Here is a 1,671-nt window from a genome sequence, read left to right as displayed (position 1 = left end):
AATATTTTGTTGTGGTGACTTAATTTTATCAGAAGTGGTCCTTATCTTTCATGAAAGACAATTAAAGCCGGCGGAATTTTACTCATCGTAAAATTCCGCCGGCTTTTTTCGTATCAGAGATGGGTTTTGTCCCAGCCCCTTTTTTATGTTTCTTGGAAGTCCACCTTTGACGTCAGCCGTTTAGGAAGCTGCGTTGACTACAATTCCCTATTCTCCAGTTGGCGGCTTTCAGTGTTTCCGGTTTAGCGAAAAGGGGAAAAGGCTAGGACAAATAAAACGTGGGGAAAAAGGTAAAAGCAATTCGAGGAGGTATGCAGTATTTACGTTCTTAAACTAAAATTTCAACATCAAGAAGGGTGGCGGAAATATGAAGAGATTGATTACACTTGCCAGTATAATCGCTACATTGGCCCTGACTTTCTTTGCGATGCATCTCATTTCAACAGTCTTTTTCTGGCTGCTATTCGTACCGGCCGGGCTGTCAATTCTGTTTTTCGGAAGTGAAGGAGAAAGTGTTCCTTCATCAATCGGAACAAGAAGGGAGCCGGGCTCCTGAACAAGTTGACTTGCTAAAGAACTGTACCTGATTGTTAGGATTCTATAACAATTTGGGTACAGTTCTTATTTTTGCTGATTGGCGGGCTGTGAACGATTGAACCATGGCGAACGGGACAGCTATTCTTAAAGAAGAGAAACTATTCTACCTTAGACATCAAAACGAATTGTGGAGGAATGGACATGAGGTTGGAAAATAAGGTAGCGGTCATCACGGGTGCCGCGTCTGGAATGGGGAAGGCAATTGCGGCTCTGTTCGCAAGCGAAGGAGCGAAAGTAGTTGTCTCCGATATTAATGAAGAAGCGGCCAGACAAGCTGTGGAAGAAATCCAGGCAAGTGGCGGAGAAGCGATAGCGATTACGGCGAACGTAGCGGAGGAGGCGGACATCGGGGATTTGATCGACAAAGCGGTTGGAGCATACGGTACACTCGATATTTTGGTGAACAATGCCGGCATCATGGACAACTTTGCTCCGGTTGGCGAGATCGACGATGAAACGTGGGAAAGGTTGTTTGCCGTAAACACGACAAGCGTCATGCGTGCAACGCGTAAAGCATTGCCGATTTTCTTGGAGAAAGAATCCGGAGTGATCATCAACGTCGCTTCTGCAGGAGGCTTGCAGGGAGCGAGGGCAGGGGCTGCTTATACAGCTTCCAAGCATGCGGTTGTCGGACTAACCAAAAATACCGGCTTCATGTATGCTCAAAAAGGCATCCGCTGTAACGCGATTGCACCAGGAGGAGTGGAAACAAATATCAGCGCCTCCATGTCAGGTATTGATCAATTCGGCATGGGACGGATCCAGCCAGGACTAGCTTTAAATCCACGGATCGGCAAGCCGGAAGAAATCGCGAACATCGCCCTTTTCCTTGCAACTGACGAATCAAGTTTTGTCAACGGAACGGTCATCACCGGAGATGCGGGCTGGACTGCATACTAAAATAAAAGAAAAGGTATTCGAAAAGCGGGGGAAACTAAAGTGGTACCTATGTCAAGGACACAATAAAAAAAGAGATTAAGCAGTTTGAAGATGATTCCTATATTGAATAGGGGTCATCTTTTTTAAATTCCACTGATAACGATAATTATTATAATAGACCATATAATGGTTAAT

General features: G+C 45.2%; 3 protein-coding genes. 2 read left to right on the top strand and 1 reads right to left on the bottom strand.

Annotated elements, in window-relative coordinates:
* Positions 1–367 precede the first annotated feature (367 nt).
* Complete coding sequence (locus AC0TWI_RS00055) at positions 368–556, top strand: hypothetical protein (RefSeq protein ID WP_488124310.1); 189 nt, start codon at positions 368–370, stop codon at positions 554–556.
* Between the two features lie 182 nt (positions 557–738).
* Positions 739–1,497, top strand: a complete 759-nt coding sequence (locus AC0TWI_RS00050) for an SDR family oxidoreductase (protein WP_488124309.1) — start codon at positions 739–741, stop codon at positions 1,495–1,497.
* A gap of 75 nt (positions 1,498–1,572) precedes the next feature.
* Here the strand turns inward: AC0TWI_RS00050 and AC0TWI_RS00045 are convergent.
* A partial coding sequence (locus tag AC0TWI_RS00045; protein ID WP_488124311.1) for an IS3 family transposase occupies positions 1,573–1,671 on the bottom strand: 99 nt, incomplete at its 5' end.

It is taken from the genome of Lederbergia sp. B243.17 (genome assembly GCF_057657925.1).
This window is presented reverse-complemented; position numbering and strand designations above follow the sequence as displayed.

What these genes read in the sequence shown, in the direction of transcription:
- AC0TWI_RS00055 (WP_488124310.1), top strand. Translation starts at nt 368, where the DNA reads ATGAAGAGATTGATTACACTTGCCAGTATAATCGCTACATTGGCCCTG.
- AC0TWI_RS00050 (WP_488124309.1), top strand. Translation starts at nt 739, where the DNA reads ATGAGGTTGGAAAATAAGGTAGCGGTCATCACGGGTGCCGCGTCTGGA.